A 2,990-nucleotide genomic window follows, 5' to 3' on the forward strand; every position below is an offset into this window, starting at 1 on the left:
GTATGTTCTTTGAAAACTAGATAACAGTGTAGCTCATATTTTTTAATTTTTAGTTTGGTTAAGTTAGAAAGGGCGCACGGTGGATGCCTTGACACTAGGAGTCGATGAAGGACGGGACTAACGCCGATATGCTTCGGGGAGCTGTAAGTAAGCTTTGATCCGAAGATTTCCGAATGGGGAAACCCACCATACGTAATGGTATGGTATCCTTATCTGAATACATAGGGTAAGGAAGACAGACCCAGGGAACTGAAACATCTAAGTACCTGGAGGAAGAGAAAGCAAATGCGATTTCCTGAGTAGCGGCGAGCGAAACGGAACATAGCCCAAACCAAGAGGCTTGCCTCTTGGGGTTGTAGGACATTCTATACGGAGTTACAAAGGAACGAGGTAGACGAAGCGACCTGGAAAGGTCCGTCGTAGAGGGTAACAACCCCGTAGTCGAAACTTCGTTCTCTCTTGAATGTATCCTGAGTACGGCGGAACACGTGAAATTCCGTCGGAATCTGGGAGGACCATCTCCCAAGGCTAAATACTCCCTAGTGATCGATAGTGAACCAGTACCGTGAGGGAAAGGTGAAAAGCACCCCGGAAGGGGAGTGAAAGAGATCCTGAAACCGTGTGCCTACAAATAGTCAGAGCCCGTTAACGGGTGATGGCGTGCCTTTTGTAGAATGAACCGGCGAGTTACGATCCCGTGCGAGGTTAAGCTGAAGAGGCGGAGCCGCAGCGAAAGCGAGTCTGAATAGGGCGTTTAGTACGTGGTCGTAGACCCGAAACCAGGTGATCTACCCATGTCCAGGGTGAAGTTCAGGTAACACTGAATGGAGGCCCGAACCCACGCACGTTGAAAAGTGCGGGGATGAGGTGTGGGTAGCGGAGAAATTCCAATCGAACCTGGAGATAGCTGGTTCTCCCCGAAATAGCTTTAGGGCTAGCCTTAAGTGTAAGAGTCTTGGAGGTAGAGCACTGATTGGACTAGGGGTCCTCATCGGATTACCGAATTCAGTCAAACTCCGAATGCCAATGACTTATCCTTAGGAGTCAGACTGCGAGTGATAAGATCCGTAGTCAAAAGGGAAACAGCCCAGACCGCCAGCTAAGGTCCCAAAGTGTGTATTAAGTGGAAAAGGATGTGGAGTTGCTTAGACAACTAGGATGTTGGCTTAGAAGCAGCCACCATTTAAAGAGTGCGTAATAGCTCACTAGTCGAGTGACTCTGCGCCGAAAATGTACCGGGGCTAAATACACCACCGAAGCTGCGGATTGATACCAATGGTATCAGTGGTAGGGGAGCGTTCTAAGGACAGTGAAGTCAGACCGGAAGGACTGGTGGAGTGCTTAGAAGTGAGAATGCCGGTATGAGTAGCGAAAGACGGGTGAGAATCCCGTCCACCGAATGCCTAAGGTTTCCTGAGGAAGGCTCGTCCGCTCAGGGTTAGTCAGGACCTAAGCCGAGGCCGACAGGCGTAGGCGATGGACAACAGGTTGATATTCCTGTACCACCTCTTTATCGTTTGAGCAATGGAGGGACGCAGAAGGATAGAAGAAGCGTGCGATTGGTTGTGCACGTCCAAGCAGTTAGGCTGATAAGTAGGCAAATCCGCTTATCGCGTATGCTGAGCTGTGATGGGGAAGCTCCTTATGGAGCGAAGTCTTTGATTCCCCGCTGCCAAGAAAAGCTTCTAGCGAGATAAAAGGTGCCTGTACCGCAAACCGACACAGGTAGGCGAGGAGAGAATCCTAAGGTGTGCGAGAGAACTCTGGTTAAGGAACTCGGCAAAATGACCCCGTAACTTCGGGAGAAGGGGTGCTTTCTTAACGGAAAGCCGCAGTGAATAGGCCCAAGCGACTGTTTAGCAAAAACACAGCTCTCTGCGAAGCCGTAAGGCGAAGTATAGGGGGTGACACCTGCCCGGTGCTGGAAGGTTAAGGAGAGGGGTTAGCGTAAGCGAAGCTCTGAACTGAAGCCCCAGTAAACGGCGGCCGTAACTATAACGGTCCTAAGGTAGCGAAATTCCTTGTCGGGTAAGTTCCGACCCGCACGAAAGGTGTAACGATTTGGGCACTGTCTCAACCAGAGACTCGGTGAAATTATAGTACCTGTGAAGATGCAGGTTACCCGCGACAGGACGGAAAGACCCCGTGGAGCTTTACTGTAGCCTGATATTGAATTTTGGTACAGTTTGTACAGGATAGGCGGGAGCCATTGAAACCGGAGCGCTAGCTTCGGTGGAGGCGCTGGTGGGATACCGCCCTGACTGTATTGAAATTCTAACCTACGGGTCTTATCGACCCGGGAGACAGTGTCAGGTGGGCAGTTTGACTGGGGCGGTCGCCTCCTAAAGTGTAACGGAGGCGCCCAAAGGTTCCCTCAGAATGGTTGGAAATCATTCGTAGAGTGCAAAGGCATAAGGGAGCTTGACTGCGAGACCTACAAGTCGAGCAGGGACGAAAGTCGGGCTTAGTGATCCGGTGGTTCCGCATGGAAGGGCCATCGCTCAACGGATAAAAGCTACCCCGGGGATAACAGGCTTATCTCCCCCAAGAGTCCACATCGACGGGGAGGTTTGGCACCTCGATGTCGGCTCATCGCATCCTGGGGCTGTAGTCGGTCCCAAGGGTTGGGCTGTTCGCCCATTAAAGCGGTACGCGAGCTGGGTTCAGAACGTCGTGAGACAGTTCGGTCCCTATCCGTCGTGGGCGTAGGAAATTTGAGAGGAGCTGTCCTTAGTACGAGAGGACCGGGATGGACGCACCGCTGGTGTACCAGTTGTTCTGCCAAGGGCATAGCTGGGTAGCTATGTGCGGAAGGGATAAGTGCTGAAAGCATCTAAGCATGAAGCCCCCCTCAAGATGAGATTTCCCATAGCGTAAGCTAGTAAGATCCCTGAAAGATGATCAGGTTGATAGGTTCGAGGTGGAAGCATGGTGACATGTGGAGCTGACGAATACTAATAGATCGAGGACTTAACCATATAATATGTAGC

General features: G+C 51.3%; 1 rRNA gene. It reads left to right on the top strand.

The annotated features are described in order from the left end of the window. The first annotated feature begins 56 nt into the window (after positions 1–56). A 23S ribosomal RNA gene (locus MR136_RS28210) occupies positions 57–2,978 on the top strand. Positions 2,979–2,990: the final 12 nt, after the last annotated feature.

It is taken from the genome of Bacillus cereus group sp. BfR-BA-01311, from assembly GCF_022664295.1.
GTDB lineage: Bacteria > Bacillota > Bacilli > Bacillales > Bacillaceae_G > Bacillus_A > Bacillus_A cereus.